This window comes from Xanthobacter sp. SG618 (genome assembly GCF_012932745.1).
Lineage (GTDB): Bacteria > Pseudomonadota > Alphaproteobacteria > Rhizobiales > Xanthobacteraceae > Xanthobacter > Xanthobacter flavus.
Map to the genome: position 1 here is coordinate 679,165 of NZ_JABBHL010000001.1, position 19,950 is coordinate 699,114.

Genomic DNA, 19,950 nt, shown 5'->3' on the forward strand with positions numbered 1-19,950 from the left:
TCCCCCGGCTTGTCCGGGGGATCCACGTATCGGCGAGAACGGCGAGAGCATCACGAGCACCGCATCGGCGGCACCGTGGATGCCCCGGACAAGCCGGGGCATGACGGTTGTTGAGACCTGTGAGGCGATGTGAGCAGCCGGAGACCGCCCAGCCTCACATGTTGCTCTTGATGGCCTGGATGCGGTCCCAGTCGGCCTTGCGATAGCCGAAGCTCTCGAAGGTGATGTTCTTCATCACCGTGTTCCGGAAGTCGTCCGTGTCCACCTCCACCACGGTGAGGCCCTTCTGCTTGAAGATGTCGAGCAGTTCCTTCTCCCGCTGCGCCACCTCGGCCGTGGCCTTGGCGGCCGCTTCCTGGGTGACTTCGGTGAATATCTTATGATCCTCGGGCGAGAGCTTCTTCCACAGGCTGCCGGAGATGATCGTGTTGAGATGGTCCACGATGTGGCCCGTCAGCACGATGTTCTTCTGCACCTCGTAGAACTTCTTCGCCTCGATGGTGGTGAGCGGATTTTCCTGCGCATCCACCGTGCCGTTCTGGAGGGCGAGATAGACCTCGGCGAAGGCGATGGGGGTGATGTTGGCGCCGCAGGCCTTGGGCATGGCGAGATAGGCCGGGGCATCCGGCACGCGGATCTTGAGCCCCTTCATCTCGGCGCAGGTCTTGAACGGCTTGTTCGAGGTGGACTGGCGCACGCCGTAATAGGTGACGGCGACGATATGGTTGCCGGTCTTGTCCTCGTAGCCCTTGGCGAGATCCTTGAACACGTCGCTCTTGGCGTAGGCGAGCAGGTGGCCGGCATCGCGGAAGGTGTAGGGGTAATAGGTGACGCCGATGGGCGGATAGGCCTTTCCGGCAAAGCTCGAGCCGGAGATGATCATGTCCACGGTGCCGAGCGTCAGCCCCTGGTTGATGTCGCTCTCCTTGCCGAGCTGCGAGGAGGGATAGACATCGATCTGGTAACGCCCGTTGGTGCGCTTGGCGATCTCGCCGGCAGCCCAGACGGAGGCGGTGTGGAACGGCTCGGACGGCTCGTAGACATGCGCCCACTTGAGCTTGGTCTGGGCGCTGGCCGGCCCGCCGAGCGTGAAGGCAGCCGCAAGGGCGAGCGCGGCCGCAAGGCCACGACGACGGTCGATCATCAATTTCCTCCCACACGGAATGCGGCGTCTTTGTCCGCTTTTGTGCTCGATGCAGCTTGTTTGCCGGCCGGGGACTAAATCGTTTTGAACCGCGGCCGGACGCCGCTCCGCCCCATGGTACTCGGTCCAAGGCGCGGGGCAAGGCTCATGTCGACACGAGTCACATTTGCGCGCCTGACGCGCACACCGTGCGGCGCTCGCCTACCGGCCCGGAGAGGGCGCGCCGTCTTCCACCGCCTGATGTCCCGCCGCCCCCTTGTGGGCGAAGAACTGCGTGACGCCAGCCGCGATGGCGTCGGCCATGCGGTCCCGACCGGCTTCGGAGGTGAGCTGCTTGAGGTCGTCGGGGCTCGACATGTAGCCGAGCTCCACCAGCACGGACGGCACGTCGTGGGCGCGCAGCACGCGGAAGCCGGCAGATTTCAAGGGCGTGCCGTGCATCCGCGTCGCCGCCTTCATGCTGCCCACCAGCGTGCGGGCAAAGAGCGCGGAGAAATTGCGCGTCTCCCGCTGGGCGAGATCCACGAGAATGCCCGCCACCTCGTCCGTCTCGTCGGAGAGATCGACGCCGGCGATGAGGTCGGCCTTGTTTTCCTTGTCCGCCAGATGGGCGGATTCCGTGTCGCTGGCGGTCTCCGACAGGGTGTAGACGCTGGCGCCGCGTGCCCTGCCATCGCCGCGGGCGAGCGCATCGGCATGGATGGAGATGAACAGGTCGGCCCGGTTCGTGCGGGCGATGCGCACCCGGTCGGCGAGCGGGATGAAGGTGTCGGTGGTGCGGGTCAGCACCACGCGATACCCGCCGGCCTTCTCCAGTCGGTCGCGCAGGGCGAGGGCGGTTTCCAGCACGATGGTCTTCTCGACGAAGGCCGAATAGCCGGACGTACCGGAATCGATACCGCCATGCCCCGGATCGATGACGATGACCGGGCGCGTGTCGCCGGCCGGCGGCGCGGCGACAGCCGCAGCCGGTAGTGCGGTGCGCTGTTCGGCCTCGGTGGCGATGGAGCGGGCGAAGGCGTCCGCATCGGCCTTGACCAGGTCCACCACGAGGCGGGCGGGCTGGTCGTCCACCGCATCCAGCACGAACGCCTTGTCGATGGCGACCGGGCCGGACACCTCCAGCACCATGCGCGCCTTGCCCGGCGCGAAGACACCGAATCGGTACGCTGTCACCAGCCCGCGCCGCAATTGGCCGGTATCGGGCTTCAGGGCGAAGGTGACGTCGGAGAGGTCGAGAATCACCCGCGGCGGGTTGGCGAGGGTGAAGGCCCGGAAGGCGGGGGCACGATCGAGGTCGACGATCAGGCGCGTGCGCTTGGCGTCGCCAGCGAGCCGCGCCTCCCGCGCCAAAGCCGGCGCCAGTGCCGGTGCGCCCCCCTCCCCCTGCGCCCAAGCGGGGCAGGCGACCACTGCCACAAAAGTGAACAGGATCAAGAAAGCAGCAGCCCCGCGCAGCCTCCACGTCGGGAGAACAGACAAGGCGGCGGGGCCGGGGCGGCGTCGCATCATCGCAATCTCACCCTCGTGCAGGCCGCCCGTCGGCAGCGGTCAGAAGCGGGCCACAAGAGAGGGGCAGGCTTAAGGCGGGGGTGTAAACGGCCCGTTGACGGAGCGTTATAGCCGTCCGGTGCGAGGTTCAGGACGCATGATCCTTGCCAAGCGGGAAGTCGGGCGGGTAAGAAGGGAACCGTACACAGTTCGCGTTCCGGAACAGGCTCTTCGGCCCCGGTTGCCGCGGCTGCCGCAGGGCGTGTCGAGAATCCGGGCGGGTCGCTGCGCATGCGATAGCCCGGAATCAAGGCAGCCCCAATTGCCGACGGCGGCACCTCAGGGACGATCCCCCGTCACCGAGGACCCTTTAGGCAAGCGCCGAACCGGCGCGGGCGGCATGCCTCGAAGCCAGCTTCGCCGATGGTCCGCGAGGGGACGATCTGGGGAATCGGGCGAGTGTGTACCGTGGCCGGAACGAGGCGCCCGCCTCCGCCCCGGCCTGAACCCTTCATCGAGGAGCGGGTAGCCGAGGGCATGGAATTTTTTCCGCACGACATGCGCGCTGAGCGCGCTTCCGTGTGCCCCGCCCCCGAGCGTGCGAGCGACGCGCTTGGGCGTACCTGTGCCTCCCCTTCTTCCTCACGTCATCACATCCGGCGCCAGAACGGTGTCGCGGCAGCGCCCGCAGGGGTCGAGCCGCGGCCGTCGCGGAGCATTGCTCCCGGCGCCGTGAAGAGAGATTTCCATGGCCAACAAGATGCTCATCGATGCGACCCACCCGGAGGAGACCCGGGTCGTGGTCGTGCGCGGGAACCGGGTCGAAGAATTCGACTATGAGTCCGCATCCCGCAAGCAGCTGCGGGGCAACATCTATCTCGCCAAGGTGACGCGCGTGGAGCCGTCGCTTCAGGCGGCCTTCATCGAGTACGGCGGCAACCGCCACGGCTTCCTCGCCTTCAGCGAGATCCATCCCGACTATTACCAGATCCCGGTCGCCGACCGCCTCGCCTTGATCGAGGAGGAGGAGCGCGCCGCGCGCCTTGCCGAGGACGAGGCCGACCTCAAGGACCGCCGCCGCGAGCGCAGCCGCGCCAAGCGCTCCCAGCCGGACCAGAGCATCAGCACCGCCGCCGAGCCGGTGGAGCATCCGGCCCCCGAGGCCGGCGAGGCCCCTGCCGCCGAAGAGTTTGAAGCCGCCGAAGGCGCCGCGCCCGCGCAGGATGCTGTAACCGAGGCCCCCTTCGAGGCCCCGGAGGCGTCTTCCGCGCATCACGCCGAGCCGATGAGCGCGCTGGTCGCCCCCGCCGAGGCCGCGGAAGCCGCGGCCGCCGTGGTCGAGGCCGCCATCGACGCCCCCCTGGGCACCCCCCTCCCCGCCCCGCAGGAGCAGGCGGCGGATGACGAGGAGGCCCTGCGCCGCCGCGAGGCCGCCGAGGGCGAGAGCGATCCCGCGCCGATCCTCGAAGGCGACGCGGTGATCCGCGAGGAAGTGACCATTACGTCCGCGCCCGGCGAGGACGAGGCGCCCCAGTCGGAGACCGACGAGGACGACCACGCCGAAGAGGACGACGACGAAGACGAGGACGAGGACGAAGAGGACTCGGACGAGGCTTCGGAAGAGAAGCCCCCCGAGGAGTCCGCGCGCGAAGAGCGTTCCGACGACGAGGAGCAGCCGCGTTCCCGCCGTCACCGCGGCCGGCGGCATGACCGCAAGCGCGACAAGGATGAGGACGAAGACGAGGACGACAGCGATGTCGACCAGATCGACGAGGAAGAGGAAATCGAGCACCTCGGCGCCGACGAGGACGCCCTCGAGGAGGTGCCGGAGCGCGCGCCGCAGCGCCGCGCCCGCAGCTACAAGATTCAGGAAGTCATCCGTCGCCGTCAGGTGATGCTGGTGCAGGTGGTCAAGGAAGAGCGCGGCAACAAGGGCGCGGCCCTCACCACCTACCTCTCTCTCGCCGGCCGCTATTCCGTGCTGATGCCGAACACCGCCCGTGGCGGCGGCATCTCCCGCAAGATCACCAACGCCGTGGATCGGAAGCGTCTGAAGGAAGTGGTGCAGGACCTGGAGGTGCCGGAAGGGATGGGCATCATCCTGCGCACCGCAGGCGCCAACCGCACCAAGACCGAGATCAAGCGCGACTTCGAATATCTCCTGCGGCTGTGGGAGACGGTGCGGGAGATGACCCTCTCCTCCACTGCGCCGAGCCTCGTCTACGAGGAAGGCTCGCTCATCAAGCGCGCCATCCGCGACCTCTACAACAAGGACATCGACGACATCCACGTCGCCGGCGAGGAGGGTTTCCGCGAGGCCCGTGACTTCATGCGCATGCTCATGCCGAGCCATGCGAAGTCGGTGATGCCCTATCGCGAGCCGCAGCCCATCTTCGCCCGTTACGGCGTGGAGCAGCAGCTCGATGCCATGTTCTCCCCCGTGGTGCAGCTGAAGAGCGGCGGCTACATCGTCATCAATCCCACCGAGGCGCTCGTCTCCATCGACGTGAACTCGGGCCGGGCGACCCGCGAGCACCATATCGAGGACACCGCCCTCAAGACGAACCTCGAAGCTTCCGAGGAAATCGCCCGCCAGCTGCGCCTGCGCGACCTTGCCGGCCTCATCGTGATCGATTTCATCGACATGGAGGAGAAGCGCAACAACCGGTCGGTGGAGCGCAAGCTCAAGGATTGCCTCAAGAACGACCGCGCCCGCATCCAGATCGGCCGCATCTCGCACTTCGGCCTTCTGGAGATGTCGCGCCAGCGCATCCGGACCGGCGTGCTGGAAAGCTCCATCGAGGTGTGCCCGCACTGCGGCGGCACCGGGCACGTGCGCTCGGCGGCCTCTGTCTCGCTCCAGCTGCTGCGCGCGCTGGAAGAGCAGCTGCTGCGCTCGCAGACCCACAATCTCGTCGCCCGCACCCGCACCGAGGTGGCGCTCTACGTTCTGAACCAGAAGCGCGCTCATCTGCGCGAGCTGGAGGAGCGCTTCAGCGTCACCCTCTCCGTCGCGGCGGACGAGAGCGTCACCGGCCACCAGCCCTTCATTATCGAGAAGGGTGATCTGGCCGCCCCCGCGCCCGCCGCCCCGCGGCCGAGCACCGTGGTTCAGCCCGACTCCATCCTGCCCGACGAGGATTTCCTCGAGGAGGATGAGGAGGAGATCGTCGAGGAAGCCGAGACCGAGGCTGAGGCTGAGGCCGAAGCGTCCGAGGGCAATGGCGAGCGGTCCGACGATGCTGGCCGCAAGCGCCGCCGTCGCCGCCGTCGGCGGCGGGGCGATCGCGAGGAAGGCCGCGAGAGCGCCGAGGGTGCCGAAGGCGAGGAGGAGGATGACGCCTCCGCCGAAACCGCTGAGGCCCAGGATGGCACGCGCGACGAGAACGCCCGCGAGGATGACGAGCGCGACGACGAAGAGCGTGGCGAAGACGAGCGCGCCGATGGCGAGCGTTCCGACGACGAGAACGGCGACCGCCGTCGCCGTCGCCGGGGTCGCCGTGGTGGCCGTCGCAACCGCCGCGAGCGGGACGACGATGCTCCGGGGAGCGCCGACGGCGAGAACGACGGCTCCGAGGAGAGCGACGACGAGCAGCCCGTGGCCGCAGAGGCCGAGGTTGCGGCAGCTCCCGTCACCTCGCCGACCTTTGCCGAAGCCCCGGCTGAAGTCCGGGCCGAGCCGGTAGCCGAAGTCCCTGCCGCCCCGGCCCCCGCGCCCGAGCCGGTGGCGGAAAGCGCCGAGGCGGCGCCGCGCCGTCGTCGCTCCACCATTCGCGAGAAGGCGCCGGTGATCCTGTCCGAGAGCGGCATCGCCACCCCGGTCGCACCCGTTGCGGCGGAAGCGCCTTCCGAGCCGGCCGCGGAGGCCGCCCCTGAGGCGGCAGCTCCTGAGGCTGCTCCCGAGGCGGCAACGCCTGCTCCCGTTGCCGAGCCTGCCCCGGCGCCCGAGACGCCCGCAGCGCCGGCCGAAGAGACCACGCCCCCCGCCAAGCCCCGCTCGGGCTGGTGGCAGCGCAAGCTGTTCGGCGGCTGACGCCTTCCGGGCAGACCTGTCCTGAATGTGAAAGGGCCTCCTTCGGGAGGCCCTTTTCATGTCGGGTATCCGGTTCGAAAGGAGCCCCCGGCCGAAAGCGCTCTTCCGTCGCGAAGAGGCCACGTTTCGCCCCCATAGCGGTGGCCGTGCGAGTCCCTGAGGGCGGACACGGTTGACGAATTCCGATACTGGCCGCCACCGTGACGCAGCGTCAAGGCGGCGCGAATGCGGTGAACGGTTGCCTTGGGGCCTTGGGTTTCCCAATGTAGTCGCTTCGCATCGGTGCCAAGTCGGGTTATGGCAAGTCGCGCTCTTGAAGGTCGCGGTCCTGCCAAGGCGGCCGCCGGGTTGGCGGTCGGCGTGGACAGCGTGCGGTCGGGCGAGGATTGCGACGGCCGGAACGGCGGCAGTCAGGGCCCGGCGTAGGGCGTCCCTCGGGTTGCGGCGGGAGGAAGCTGCGAGATGCGGGTGATTTTGAGGTTCCTGGGTTTCCTGTTCGCGCTCGCGACGCTGGTCCTGCTGGCGGGTGCGGCGGGCGCGACCTATCTGGTCTGGAAATATTCCCAGGACCTGCCCGACTACTCCCAGTTGCAGAATTACGAGCCGCCGGTGATGACCCGGGTCCATGCGGCGGACGGTGCGCTGGTGGCGGAGTATGCCAAGCAGCGGCGCCTCTATATCCCCATCCAGTCCGTGCCGCGCCTTGTGATCGAGGCGTTCCTCTCGGCCGAGGACAAGAACTTCTACGAGCACGGCGGCATCGATCCGACGGGCATCTTCCGCGCCGCTCTGACCTTCGCGCAGAACTACGGCAAGAACGTCCGCGCCCAGGGCGCCTCCACCATCACCCAGCAGGTGGCGAAGAACTTCCTTCTGACCAACGAGCGCAGCCTTGACCGCAAGATCAAGGAAGCCCTGCTCGCTCTGCGCATCGAGCGTGCCTATTCCAAGGACCGCATCCTCGAGCTGTACCTGAACGAGATCTATCTCGGCATGGGCGCCTACGGCATCGCCGCGGCGGCGCTGGTCTATTTCGACAAGTCCGTGGACGAGCTGAACGTGCAGGAGGTGGCCTATCTCGCCGCCCTGCCGAAGGCACCGTCCAACTACAATCCCTTCCGCGAGCGCAACCGCGCCACCGATCGCCGCAACTGGGTCATCGACCGCATGGTGGAGAACGGCTTCGTCTCCCAGCAGGAGGGCGAGGCCGCCAAGCGGGCGCAGTTGGAGGTCACCCCCCGCGCCACGGGCGCGCAGATCTTCGCCGCGGAATATTACGCGGAAGAGGTGCGCCGGCAGATCTACGAGCGCTACGGCGAGCGCAAGCTCTACGAAGGCGGCCTCTCCGTGCGCACGCCGCTCGATCCCAAGCTGCAGGTGCTGGCGAAGAAGACCCTCACGGACGGCATGGTGCGCTACGACGAGGAGCGCGGCTGGCGCAAGCCCGTCACCCACATCGACCTCGTGCCCGGAGACGACTGGGGTGTGAAGTTGGGCGAAGTGCGGGAATGGACCGACATTCCCTGGCGCCTTGCCATCGTGCTCGACGTGAGCAAGGACAATGCCCGCATCGGTCTCCAGCCGTCGCGCACCAAGTCCGGCCAACGGTCCATCGAACGCGAGGTCGGCCTGATCCCGGCCGAGGGCGCCAAGTGGACGCGCAAGGCCATCAACCAGGTGCTGAAGCCCGGTGACGTGGTCTATGTGGAGCCGCTCGGCAGCTCCGGCGGCCAGTGGCGCCTGCGCCAGCCGCCCGGCGTCGAAGGCGCCATGGTGGTCATGGAGCCCACCACCGGCCGCGTGCTCGCCCTTTCCGGCGGCTTCTCCTACGACGAGAGCCAGTTCAACCGTGCGACCCAGGCCATGCGGCAGCCGGGCTCCTCGTTCAAGCCCATCGTCTACTCGGCCGCCCTGGACAACGGCTACACGCCGTCCACCATCGTGGTCGACGCGCCGTTCGAGCTGGAGCAGCAGGGCCAGGATACCTGGCGGCCGGAGAACTATTCCAAGAAGTATTACGGCCCGCAGACGCTGCGCTTCGGCCTGGAGCAGTCGCGCAACGTGATGACTGTGCGCCTGGCGAACGACGTGGGCATGCCCATCATCGCCGAATATGCCAAGCGCTTCGGCATCTATGACGACATGCCGCCCTACCTCGCCATGGCGCTCGGCTCCGGCGAGACCACGCTGATGCGCATGACCGGCGCCTACGCCATGATCGCCAATGGCGGTCGCAAGGTGACGCCCTCGCTCATCGACCGCATCCAGGACCGCTACGGCCACACCATCTATCGCCACGACGAGCGCGAGTGCCGCGGCTGCGAGGCGACCAAGTGGGAAAACCAGCCGGAGCCGTCGCTGATCGACCGGCGCCCGGTGGTGCTCGACCCCATGACCGCCTACCAGATCACCTCCATGATGGAGGGCGTCGTGCAGCGCGGTACGGGCACGGCGCTCAAGGAGCTGGGCAAGCCCATCGCGGGCAAGACCGGCACCACCAACGACGAGAAGGACGCCTGGTTCATCGGCTTCACGCCGGAAATCGTGGTCGGCATCTATCTCGGCTACGACAAGCCTAGGCCCATGGGCAAGGGCTCCACCGGCGGCCTCCTCTCGGCGCCGATTGCGCGCGACTTCATGAAGGTGGCCATCGCCGATCGTCCTGCCATCCCGTTCCGCGTGCCCGCCGGCATCAAGCTGGTCCGTATCGACCGCAAGAGCGGGCAGCGCACCGGTGCCGGCGACGGCAACGCCATCCTCGAAGCCTTCAAGCCCGGCACTGCGCCGCCGGACGGCTATTCGGTGGCGGGCTATGCGGGCACCGATGGGTCGAATCCCGAGCCCGTCACCCCAGTGGCCCGGACCGGGACCGGCGGCCTCTACTGAAGCTCCCGTCCTGATCCCCCCGCGGCCCCTGCTCCTCTCGCAGCGGTCGGCAGGCCGGCGGCGGGCGCTTGAGCGTTGCTGTGCGTCAGTATGCTGCAGCGCAAAGTGCCCGCGTCTTCCGGGATGCAGCGGCGCTGCATTGGCAAGCTTTCCCGACGGGTCATCGCCTTGCGTTATGCGGTCTCTGCCCCCGACCGCCAGCCCGGATTTTGACGCAGATTAACCTCATTCTCGTACCGTTCCTGTACAAGCCCGCCGAGATAGGTAAGCTAGTCACGCGTGCCACTTGCCATTGGGTAAGCTGAAGTTTTCGCGCGTGGATGGCCTTGTGGCGTCCTCTCACGCAGAGGGCGTACAGCCGGGAGCTTCAGCCATGGACGGGAATATGGCGGATCGCCCAGCAGCTGCCCGCGCCCAAGGCCGCGAGGCTGTTGTCTTCTTCGACACGAACAACCTCGTCACGTTCATCAACACGGCCGCCGAGCGCCTGTGGGGACTGAACGAGGGGGAGGCGATCGGGCGCCCCGTGGGCGACCTCATTCCCGGCGCGGGAGGGCAGCCCAGTGGAGAGCTTCCCCTCTTGATCACGCGGGACGACGGCTCCCGCGTGGAGGGCCTCGTCTCCGTCACCCGCGCGAAGCATAAACGGGAGACCTATTACATCGCCTTCGTCCGCCCCACTCTGAACCCGCCCGTGCACACCAAGAGCCTCGCAATCCTCGCCGCTGTCGCCGAGAAGACCGACCGCGGCGTGCTTGTCGCCGACGCGCACGGCAAGGTGATCTACGCCAACCCCGCTTTCCGTGACATGCTGGATGACGGTACGGAATGGCCGGAGAGCGTCACCTTGGCCGAGTTGTTTTGCGGCCGGCTGGGGAATGCCTGCTTCGCAGACCACATCCAGGACGCCATGGACCGGCGCATCGCCCTGTCCGAAGACGTTGCGCTCAAGGGCAACACGGGAATGGAGGTCTGGGTGTCGGCAAGCGTCACTCCGATCATGGATCGCCAGACCGGCGTGCTGGAGCAGGTGGTCGCGGTCGTCGCGGACATCACCCACACCCGGCTCGTGGAGGATCTCCAGCGTCAGGTGCTCGGCGCACTGGCCGCCGATGCGCCCATGGCCGACATCATGGACATCCTGTGCCGCAAGGTGCAGGGCCTCGCACCCAACGCGCTCTGCTCCATTCTCGGCGTCACCGCGGACGATCGTCTGACGGTGCTGGCGGCCCCGAGCCTTCCGGCCGAGTTTTCCGCCGCCGTCGAAGGCCTCCCCATCGGCCCCCGCAGCGGCAGCTGCGGCACGGCGGCCTTCCGCGGCACGCCGGTGCTGGTCGAGGACATCGCCACCAGTCCCCTCTGGGAGGACTTCCGCGACATTCCCATCCCGCCCGGCATCACCGGCTGCTGGTCCATCCCCGTGAAGCTGCGCGGCGGGAAGGTGGCGGCCACCTTCGCCTTCTATTTCCAGACCGCCCACGGCCCGACCCCGTGGCTGGAGAACGTCGTCGCCGCCTGCTCCGATCTCTGCGCCCTGGCGCTGGAGCGCTTCGAGGCCAAGAAGCGCATCGAGATGCTGGCCAATGTGGACACGCTGACCGGCCTCGCCAACCGGCGCCAGCTCCACGCGATCCTCGAGGAATTGCTGGTGGAGGCCCGCACGCTGGAGCAGCCGCTCGCCGTGCTCTATCTCGACATCGACCACTTCAAGGACGTGAACGAGACGCTCGGCCATTCAACGGGCGATCAGCTGCTGGTGGAAGTGTCCCGCCGGCTCAAGGCGCAGCTTCGCACCGGTGACGTGGTGGGGCGCACCGGCGGCGACGAATTCCTCGTGCTGGTGCATGACTGCACCGCAGAGGAGGCGGCCCGCATCGCCCGGCGGCTGCTGGAATACGTGGCCGCGCCCATCACGGCGCAGGCGCTCCACCTCACCATGTCCGCGTCGGTCGGCATCGCGCTCTATCCCGACCATGGAACGGACGCGGAAACGCTCCTCAAGCACGCGGATACCGCCGTACACGAGGCCAAGCGCAAGGGCCGCGGCAAGTTCCACTTCTTTACGGAGGAGCTGAACCGCCGGGTGCTGGACCGCCTGGTGCTGTCCGTCGCGCTGCGCGAGGCCATCCAGAACCGCGCATTGCGCCTCGTCTACCAGCCGCAGGTGCTGCTCTCCTCCGGCGCGCTCCACGGCGTGGAGGCGCTCGCCCGCTGGACGGATCCGATCCACGGCGATGTCCCCGCCACCCGCTTCATCCCGCTCGCCGAGGAATACGGCCTCATCGAGAGCATCGACGAATGGGCGGTCGAGGCATCCTGCCAGCGCATCGCCACATGGCGGCAGGAGGGCGTCGACGTCCCCCACGTGTCTGTGAACCTCTCCCCGCTCAGTTTCCGCAGCGGCGATATCGTCGGCTTCATCTCGGGCGCGCTGCGCGAGTACGACCTGAAGCCCTCAGACCTCAGGGTGGAGATCACCGAGCGGGTGATGATGGACCAGCACCCGAACTCCTTCGCCACCGCGCGCGCCATCGAGGCCCTCGGCGTGCGCATCGCCATGGACGATTTCGGCACGGGCTATTCCAGCCTCAGCGCCCTCTCGCGCCTCCCCATTGCCGAGCTGAAGATCGACCGGTCCTTCATGCTCTCCATCGAGCAAGACCAGAACGCCCAGGCGCTGGCCACGGCGGTGATCCGCATCGGCCACAGCCTCGGCATGACGGTGGTAGCGGAGGGCGTCGAGACGCAGGCGCAAGCCGATCTCCTGCGATTCCTCGGTTGCCACGCGGCGCAGGGCTTCCTGTTCGCCCGTCCCATCGAAGCGGTGGACATCGGCTCCTGGCTCGCGGCACGGCGCGCCGGCTGAAGCTTTCTGCCCCCGAAGCCCCCTCCCCGCCGGCCCGGCGTTTACACCCGCGCCCCCCGCCGCTATTTTCCGCGGCCCTCAGCCGGAGAAAGATGAGCCATGCGCGCGGAACTCGCCGCAAAAGTCGACGAGATCAAAGCCTCCCTCGACCTGTTGCGGTCCCACCTCGACGTGGACCGTTCGCGCCGTCGTCTCGCGGAGCTGAATGCCATCGTTGAAGACCCCAAGCTCTGGGACGATCCCGAGCGGGCGCAAAAGCTGATGCAGGAGCGCACCAGCCTGGAGGATGGCCTCGGCGCCATCGATCGGGTGGAGCGCGACCTTGCCGACAATATCGAGCTCATCGATCTCGGAGAGGCGGAAGGCGACGAGGGTGTGATCTCCGAGGCCGCCGGAGCCCTTGACGGGCTGAAGGCGGAGTTGGCCCGGCGCGAGCTGGAGGCCTTGCTCTCGGGCGAGGCCGATTCCAACGACTCCTATCTCGAAGTCCATGCCGGCGCCGGCGGCACCGACAGCCAGGATTGGGCGGAGATGCTGCTGCGCATGTATCGCCGCTGGTGCGAGCGCCACGGCTTCAAGGTGGAGCTGATGGACGAGAGCCAGGGCGAGCAGGCCGGCCTGAAGTCCGCCACCATCCAGGTGAAGGGCCACAATGCCTATGGCTGGCTGAAGACCGAGGCGGGCGTCCACCGCCTCGTGCGCATCTCGCCCTTCGATTCCAACGCCCGGCGGCAGACGTCCTTCGCCTCGGTGGATGTCTATCCCGTGGTGGATGACCGCATCGTGGTGGACATCAAGGAAGCGGACGTGCGGGTCGACACGATGCGCTCCGGCGGTGCCGGCGGCCAGCACGTGAACAAGACGGAATCGGCGGTGCGCCTCACCCACATTCCCACCGGCATCGCCGTGGTGAGCGAGGGAGACCGCTCCCAGCACAAGAACCGCGCCACCGCCTGGAACATGCTGCGCGCCAAGCTCTACGACCTTGAGCTGAAAAAGCGCGAGGCGGAGGCCATGGCGGAGCAAGCAGCCAAGACCGACATCGGCTGGGGCCACCAGATCCGCTCTTATGTGCTCCAGCCCTATCAGCTGGTGAAGGACCTGCGCACCGGCGTCACCTCCGGCACGCCGCAGGAGGTGCTGGACGGCGACCTCGACCCCTTTATGCAGGCGGCCCTCGCCCAGCGCGCCTATGGCGGCGGGCCGGAGAGCGTCGACGACGTGGACTGATCTCCTCGGAGGGATCAGTTCGACCCGGTCATTCCGCCCTCCGGCGGGCTGTGTCGGAGACACGACAATCGGGGCCGCCGGAGTGGCGGCCCAATTCTTGCGTAAGCTTTCCCGGTCCCTCCGGACCTGAGAAAGCTGTGTGATGACCGAACTCTTCGCCATCTGCGCCACCTACGAGATCCAGGATGGCGACGCCCGCGGCTTCGTGCTCGCGCGGCTCGACGCGGACGGCAACAAGAAGGCGTGGCCGATCTTTATCGCCCGCCGCGGCAACAGCTTCCACGGCTACGAGAATGTCTGCCCGCACGAGGGCAAGCGGCTCGACGCCTATCCCGGCGAATTCCTGGACCGCGAGGCCAACTTCCTCGCCTGCGGGCGGCACCAGGCGAAGTTCGACCCCGACACCGGCGCCTGTTTCATCGGCCCCTGCAAGGGCAAATCCCTCACCCCCATCGAGATCGTCGTCGATGACGGCGACGTCTGCCTCGTCAACGTCCCCCTCGCCGAGGAGGACGGCCTGGACGTGGAGGACCCCAACGAGGTCCCGGAGGTGCTGATTACCGGCGACTGAGGCCTCACACCTCCGCTGGACAAGAGGTCGTGTCCGAAGGGGCACGGCAGACCGGGGCCTCGTGCCCGGTCCGGCCCTCCCTGGCCGGCGCACACGAGGTTCTCCACGGCACGCCCATAAGGGCCTCGCCCACCGCGACCTCACCCAAGGATTTTTCCATGACCGCTGTTGCTGATACGCCTTTTGCCAAGCTGAGCACCGAGGGACGGCTCCTGAAGCCGACGCTGAACGCCGACACCCATGTGGCCGACCGCTTCGGCTTCCGCGGCGAGATTTCCTACGACGGGCCTGAGGCGGTGCTGAAGGAAGTGTTCTCGGTGTGCGAGGACGGCAAGCCCGCCATCGGCTTCCTGGCCGGCTCCATCACCAGCTACGAGAGCCTGCCCAAGCTGGTGGAAACGCTCGGCGCCGCCCTCGACGGCGAGGGCAAGTATTTCGTCTATATCTCGGATCTGCCGCAGGGCAACCGCCTGCTGATCCGCTTCGGCGACGTGAAGATCTTCGCCATCTTCCTCGACGAAACCTCGGTCTACAACGAGCTGATCGACACCTTCTATGTGGACAAGGTGAAGCTCAAGAAGTTCGACACCGCCGCCAAGCTCGACGCCCTCGCCGACGTGGGGCTGAAATATGCGGAAGTCTCGCACTACAAGGAAGTGTCCTACGAGGACGGCCTGAGCATCAAGAACGCCGCCTGATCAGGCGCTGTCCGGGGACGGAGGGCTGCCCCGCCTCCGTCTGCGGACTGCTATGCTCTGCGCGCGACGATATGGGATGGATCGAGCCAAGTGACACGAAGGCCGACTCGTTCGAGGGCAGCCTTCAGTTGCCCCGCACCGTCATCTAGGCCCCGCTTAGCCATTTCGAGGAAGTGGACTTCCACAAAAACAGACCGCAGTTGGGGCTGCGCCAGCGTCTGCGTCAGGCCCCTGACCACATCGAGCTCGAAGCCCTCGACGTCAATCTTGATGACATTGGGACACTGATCGGCCGCATAGACATCGCCCCGCTCGACCTTCACCTCGATGCATTCGCTTGATTTGGCACTGGCATTGAGCGTGTTGCTCTGGTGATGGTCGCTGGTGCCGAAATGTGCCACGCCGGAATAGTCGGCAAGCGCAACCGGAACGACGGTCACCTGAGGATAGGGCGCAATCGTGTCGCGCAACGCCTGAAGGGTCGAGGGTGTGGGTTCGAAAGCGACGACCTTTCCAGTCAGCCCCACGGCCTCGGCCAATTTTCGGCTGTAGAGGCCAGTATTGGCGCCCACGTCCCAGACGATGTCGGCCGTCCTGACATCGTTCAGGAGCGCCACCCCGAAGGCATCTTCGTAGCCGCTCCTGGTAATCTTGCGGTATAATTTTACGAGAGGCCTGAGTATTCCGGCCTTCTGGCCGATACGACGAACCGCCAGCGCAAGCGGATGAGCGTAATCCATATCGGCCTCCTGCCATGATACCAGATGGCGCGTGTATCAACGCGTGGCGGCGAACCTCATCTCTGATGGGGCTGGCGGCGTACATCGGCGGGGCAGACGAGACCACTTCATATTCAGAAATTGCGCTGAGGCGTCAACCGGAACCCGCGTTCCATTGTCCTCTCGCACATCCACCCTCGGGGGATGTGGGCAGGCTTCCCGGTTCCATGGGCGCGAGATCCGTTTCTCCAATCCGACGCTGCGGCGGGAAGCCCGATGCAGAAACGGCGAGCCGACCTCCAAGGCTCAAGGCCCTGATCAAAACGAAAAATGCCCGGGACCGCAGGCCCGGGCATTGTTCTTACGGAGGCGAAAAATACCTCAGCTGCAGCCGGTCGTCCCACCGCAGGTGTCGCACTTCAGGCAGGTGCCGTTGCGCACCATGGTGAAGTTCATGCACTCGGGGCAAGCTTCGCCCTCGTAGCCCTTGGCCTTGGCTTCGGCACGGGCCTCGGCCTTGCGGGCGGTTGCGGACCAGGGGAGCGACTTCTCCATCAGGCTCTCGACCGCTTCCTCGATCTCCTCCGGCTGGGGCGCCGGATCCTTGAGTTCGGCGGTGTCAGCCTTCAGCGCGGTGGCGCCGACGGTGGTCGTCCGCAGCATCGTCACGTTGTCCGTGCCGGAACGCGGCTCGGGGGCGACAGGCTGGGGCACCAGCAGGTTCACCGTCTTGCCGCGCACGAGGCCCTTGGAGACGATGCGGGCCGACGGATTGGTCGGCGCCTTGCCCTCGTCCACACCCTTGCCGAGCGCGTCGAAGCCGGTCTCGGACAGGTCCACATGGCCGAGGTCGTTGCGGCCGAGATAGCTCACCGCCAGCTCGCGGAACACGTAGTCGAGCATGGAGGTGGCGTACTTGATGGTGTCGTTGCCCTGCACCGGGCCGGCCGGCTCGAAGCGGGTGAAGGTGAAGGCGTCCACATATTCCTCGAGCGGCACGCCGTACTGGAGGCCGAGCGAGATGGCGATGGCGAAGTTGTTGAGGAGCGAGCGGAGCGCCGCGCCCTCCTTGTGCATGTCGATGAAGATCTCGCCGAGGCGGCCATCATCATATTCGCCGGTACGCAGATAGACCTTGTGGCCGCCCACCACCGCCTTCTGGGTGTAGCCCTTGCGGCGGTCGGGCATCTTCTCGCGCTCACGCACGCGGTGCTCGACGATGCGCTCCACCACCCGCTCGACGATCTTCTCGGTGACCGACGCGGTGCGGGCCGCGTTGGGCTGGGCGAGCACGGCGTCCAGCGCGTCGTCCTCGTCCTCCTCGTCCGCCACCAGCTGGGCGTTGAGGGGCTGGGAGAGCTTGGAGCCGTCGCGATAGAGCGCGTTCGCCTTCAGCGCGAGGCGCCAGGACAGCAGGTAAGCTGCCTTGCAATCCTCGACGCTGGCGTCGTTGGGCATGTTGATGGTCTTGGAGATGGCGCCCGTGATGAAGGGCTGAGCCGCCGCCATCATGCGGATGTGGCTCTCCACCGACAGATAGCGCTTGCCGATGCGGCCGCACGGGGAGGCGCAGTCGAACACCGGCAGGTGCTGCGGCTTGAGGAAGGGCGCGCCCTCCAGCGTCATCGCCCCGCAGACATGCACGTTGGCGGCGTCGATGTCGGCCTTGGAGAAGCCGAGGAAGGCGAGCAGGTCGAACTTCGGGTCGGCAAGCTGGGCCGCCGGCACCTTCAGGGTGTTGGCGAGGAATTCCTCGCCGAACGTCCAGCGGTTGAAGGCGAACTTGATGTCGAACGCGGTCTTCACCGCGGCCTCGGCCTTCTGGATGGCCGCGTCGTCGAAGCCCTTGGCGCGCAGCGAGCCGTGGTTGACGGCCGGCGCGTTGGCGAGCGAGCCGTGGCCCACCGCATAGGCCTCGATTTCGGCGATCTCCGCTTCCTTGTAGCCGAGGGTGCGCAGCGCCTCGGGCACGGCGCGGTTGATGATCTTGAAGTAGCCGCCGCCGGCCAGCTTCTTGAACTTCACCAGCGCGAAGTCGGGCTCGATGCCGGTAGTGTCGCAGTCCATCACCAGGCCGATGGTGCCGGTGGGGGCAATCACGGAGACCTGCGCGTTGCGGTAGCCATGCTTCTCGCCGAGCTCCAACGCCCTGTCCCAGGCCGCGGTGGCGTGGGCGACGAGGCGGGTGTCCGGGCAGGAGAGGTGATCGAGCGGCACCGGGGCGATGGAGAGGCCCTCATAGCCCTCGGCGATGCCATGGGCGGCACGGCGGTGGTTGCGGATCACCCGCAGCATGGACTGGGCATTGGCCGAATAGGCCGCGAACGTGCCCAGCTCCTTCGCCATCTCGGCGGAGGTGGCGTAGCAGACGCCGGTCATGATGGCCGAGAGCGCACCGCAGATGGCGCGCCCCTGGGGGGAGTCATAGGGAATGCCGCTCGACATGAGCAGGCCGCCGATATTGGCGTAGCCGAGGCCCAGCGTGCGGTACTCGTAGGAGAGCTCGGCGATGCGGCGCGAGGGGAACTGCGCCATCAGCACGGAGATTTCCAGCACCACGGTCCACAACCGCACGGCGTGCTCGTAGCTCTCCACGTCGAACCTTTTCTCGGCATCGCGGAACTGCAGGAGGTTCAGCGATGCGAGGTTGCAGGCCGTGTCGTCGAGGAACATGTATTCCGAGCACGGGTTGGAGGCGCGGATCTCGCCGGCCGCCGGGCAGGTGTGCCAGTCGTTCACCGCGGTGTGGAACTGGATGCCGGGGTCGGCGCAGTGCCACGCGGCCGAGCCGATCTTCTCCCAGAGCTCACGGGCCTTGATGGTCTTGGCGACCTTGCCGTCGGTGCGGCGGATGAGCTTCCAGTCCTCATCGGCCTCGACGGCGCGCAGGAAGTCGTCGGTGACGCGGACGGAATTGTTGGAGTTCTGGCCGGCGACGGTGATGTAGGCCTCGCCGTCCCAATCGGTGTCGTAGATGGCGACATCGATGTCCTTGTAGCCCTGGCGGGCGTACTGGATCACCCGGCGGATGGCGGCGTCGGCAACCGCCGCCTTTCGGGCGGCCTTGATCTCGCGCTTGAGGGCCGGGTTCTTCTCCGGGTCGAAGCAGTCGTCGCCATTGCCCTCGCAGTTCACGCAGGCCTTGAGCACGGCCTTGAGGTGCTTGGCATTGAGCTTGGAGCCGGTGACGAGGGAGGAGACCTTCTGCTCCTCGATCACCTTCCAGTCCACATAGGCCTCGATGTCCGGATGGTCGGCGTCGACCACCACCATCTTGGCAGCGCGGCGGGTGGTGCCGCCGGACTTGATGGCGCCCGCCGCGCGGTCGCCGATCTTGAGGAAGCTCATGAGGCCGGACGAGCGGCCGCCGCCGGACAGCTTCTCACCCTCGCCGCGCAGCGCGGAGAAGTTGGAGCCGGTGCCGGAGCCGTACTTGAACAGGCGCGCCTCGCGGACCCACAGATCCATGATGCCGCCCTCGTTGACGAGGTCGTCGCCCACGGACTGGATGAAGCAGGCGTGCGGCTGGGGATGCTCATAGGCCGAGGTGGAGGCCATCAGCTCGCCGGTCTGGTAGTCCACATAGAAGTGGCCCTGCCCCGGCCCGTCGATGCCGTAGGCCCAGAACAGGCCGGTGTTGAACCACTGCGGCGAGTTGGGCGCGGCCATCTGCATGGCCAGCATGTAGCAATGCTCGTCGAAGAAGGCCTGCGCGTCGGCCTCGCTGTCGAAATAGCCGCCCTTCCAGCCCCAATAGGTCCAGGTGCCGGCCAGACGATCGAACACCTGCTGCGCGGTGGTCTCGCCCACATAGCGCTCGTTCTCGGGCAGGGCGGCGAGCGCCGCCTCGTCGGCCACGGAGCGCCACAGGAAGGAGGGGACGGAATTCTCCTCCACCTTCTTCAGGCGCGCGGGCACGCCGGCCTTGCGGAAATATTTCTGCGCGAGGATGTCGGAGGCGACCTGCGAGAACTGCGCGGGAACCTCGATCCCCTCCTGGCGGAAGACCACGGAGCCGTCGGGGTTCCGGATCTCGCTCACGGTCTCGCGGAAGGCGATGTCCGCGTAAGGGGAACGACCCTCTTGCGTGTAGCGGCGTTCAACGCGCATGACCGGTGCTCCTTCGGCTCGGCCCCGCTCGGGCCGATCATTCTACAGGACGAATATGGCGGACGGCTTCCCGTCAGGTACGGCGCAGCGCGCCGTCCCTTTGCAAGGACTGCCGACTTCGGGTTCTGGTGAGGTGCCCATGCCGCATAAGCTACGCGAGGCGCGGGTCGTTGATGGGCGTGACGCTAGTGTGAGTCCGCGC

General features: G+C 67.1%; 10 protein-coding genes. 6 read left to right on the forward strand and 4 right to left on the reverse strand.

Translation table 11 applies throughout. From position 1 onward, the window contains the following. Nucleotides 1-154 precede the first annotated feature (154 nt). Nucleotides 155-1,144, reverse strand: coding sequence for a sialic acid TRAP transporter substrate-binding protein SiaP (locus FHT36_RS03200; RefSeq protein ID WP_169121051.1), 990 nt, complete (start codon nucleotides 1,142-1,144; stop codon nucleotides 155-157). 201 nt (nucleotides 1,145-1,345) lie between these two features. After that, entirely contained in the window at nucleotides 1,346-2,581 is a 1,236-nt protein-coding gene (locus FHT36_RS03205; protein ID WP_246701988.1) for an N-acetylmuramoyl-L-alanine amidase, read from the reverse strand. 802 nt (nucleotides 2,582-3,383) lie between these two features. On the opposite strand from FHT36_RS03205, the gene FHT36_RS03210 reads away from it, so the two are divergent. The 6 genes from FHT36_RS03210 (at nucleotide 3,384) to FHT36_RS03235 (ending at nucleotide 14,919) form a co-directional block, all read left to right on the forward strand. Next, nucleotides 3,384-6,668 (forward strand): ribonuclease E/G, encoded by a 3,285-nt coding sequence (locus FHT36_RS03210; protein WP_169121052.1) that lies wholly within the window; start codon nucleotides 3,384-3,386, stop codon nucleotides 6,666-6,668. Nucleotides 6,669-7,130: 462 nt separating this feature from the next. Beyond that, nucleotides 7,131-9,554 (forward strand): penicillin-binding protein 1A, encoded by a 2,424-nt coding sequence (locus tag FHT36_RS03215; RefSeq protein ID WP_169121053.1) that lies wholly within the window; start codon nucleotides 7,131-7,133, stop codon nucleotides 9,552-9,554. Between the two features lie 373 nt (nucleotides 9,555-9,927). Further along, nucleotides 9,928-12,420: an EAL domain-containing protein gene (locus FHT36_RS03220; RefSeq protein ID WP_169121054.1), complete on the forward strand. Its 2,493-nt coding sequence runs from the start codon at nucleotides 9,928-9,930 to the stop codon at nucleotides 12,418-12,420. 99 nt (nucleotides 12,421-12,519) lie between these two features. Beyond that, a complete protein-coding gene (gene prfB, locus FHT36_RS03225; protein WP_169121055.1) occupies nucleotides 12,520-13,650 on the forward strand; it encodes a peptide chain release factor 2 in 1,131 nt (376 codons plus the stop codon). Between the two features lie 142 nt (nucleotides 13,651-13,792). Continuing rightward, on the forward strand, nucleotides 13,793-14,221 hold the full coding sequence (locus FHT36_RS03230) for a Rieske 2Fe-2S domain-containing protein (protein WP_169121056.1): 429 nt from the start codon (nucleotides 13,793-13,795) through the stop codon (nucleotides 14,219-14,221). Between the two features lie 158 nt (nucleotides 14,222-14,379). Continuing rightward, on the forward strand, nucleotides 14,380-14,919 hold the full coding sequence (locus tag FHT36_RS03235) for a hypothetical protein (protein ID WP_169121057.1): 540 nt from the start codon (nucleotides 14,380-14,382) through the stop codon (nucleotides 14,917-14,919). A 50-nt stretch (nucleotides 14,920-14,969) separates the two neighbouring features. On the opposite strand, the gene FHT36_RS03240 is transcribed toward FHT36_RS03235, so the two are convergent. Together FHT36_RS03240 and FHT36_RS03245 are read right to left on the reverse strand one after the other, a co-directional pair. Further along, nucleotides 14,970-15,659, reverse strand: a complete 690-nt coding sequence (locus FHT36_RS03240) for an FkbM family methyltransferase (protein WP_169121058.1) — start codon at nucleotides 15,657-15,659, stop codon at nucleotides 14,970-14,972. Nucleotides 15,660-16,019: 360 nt separating this feature from the next. Beyond that, nucleotides 16,020-19,748 carry a vitamin B12-dependent ribonucleotide reductase gene (locus tag FHT36_RS03245; protein ID WP_169121059.1) on the reverse strand — a complete coding sequence of 1,243 codons (3,729 nt, stop codon included), beginning with the start codon at nucleotides 19,746-19,748 and terminating at the stop codon, nucleotides 16,020-16,022. Nucleotides 19,749-19,950: the final 202 nt, after the last annotated feature.